The sequence below is a fragment of the Nonomuraea sp. 3-1Str genome, assembly GCF_031570565.1.
In the GTDB taxonomy this organism is placed as follows: Bacteria; Actinomycetota; Actinomycetes; order Streptosporangiales; family Streptosporangiaceae; genus Nonomuraea.
The window spans coordinates 1-702 of record NZ_JALHBK010000072.1 but is presented as its reverse complement, the minus strand read 5'-3'; the positions used below and the strand labels follow the sequence as shown (position 1 = coordinate 702).

1 protein-coding gene is annotated in these 702 nt (G+C 77.6%); it reads left to right on the top strand.

Going from position 1 to position 702, the window contains the following annotated elements; translation table 11 throughout:
* Window positions 1-702: cupin domain-containing protein (locus tag MTP10_RS41835; RefSeq protein WP_310717461.1), on the top strand; the 702-nt coding region annotated here is incomplete at both ends.

The following is a 702-nucleotide window of genomic DNA, read 5'->3' as shown; positions in this document are numbered from 1 at the left end:
CCCGGCGGCACGTCGGTCAGCCGGTTGTCGGTCTACTCCGGCGTCTGCGCGGCCGACGGCCTGGCGGGCGGCACGCCGCACCTGCACACCGCCTCCACCGAGGCGTACGTGGTGATCGGCGGCAGCGGCGCGCTGCAGACGCTGGACGCGCGCGGGCTGCGCGAGACCGAGCTGCGGCCCGGCTCCACGGTCTGGTTCACCCCCGGCACCATCCACCGCGCCGTCAACCACGACGGCCTGCGGGTGGTGGTGGTCATGCAGAACGCCGGACTGCCCGAGGCCGGCGACGCCGTCATGACCTTCCCCCCGGACGTCGTGGCCGACCCCGGCCGCTACCGCGAGGCCGCCGCCCTGCCCGCCGCGGCGTCCACCGAGGAGATCGAGCGGGCCGTGGCCCGCCGCCGCGACCTGGCCGTGGACGGCTTCCTGCGCCTGGCCGCCGCCGCCCGCGACGGCGACCCCGAGCCGCTGCGCCGCCTCTACGCCGCCGCCGTCGCCCTGGTCCGGCCGAACGTGGCCCGCTGGCGCGACCTGTGGGAGCGTGACGTCGCCGCCCAGACCCGCCACACCGCCGCCGTCCTCGACGCCCTCCAGGCCGGCGACGGCGCCCACCTGCTGGACGCGGCCCTCATGGAGAGCCCGCCCCAGGACCGGTGGGGCATGTGCGGCAACCTCGTCACCCACGACGTCACCCACCCCACC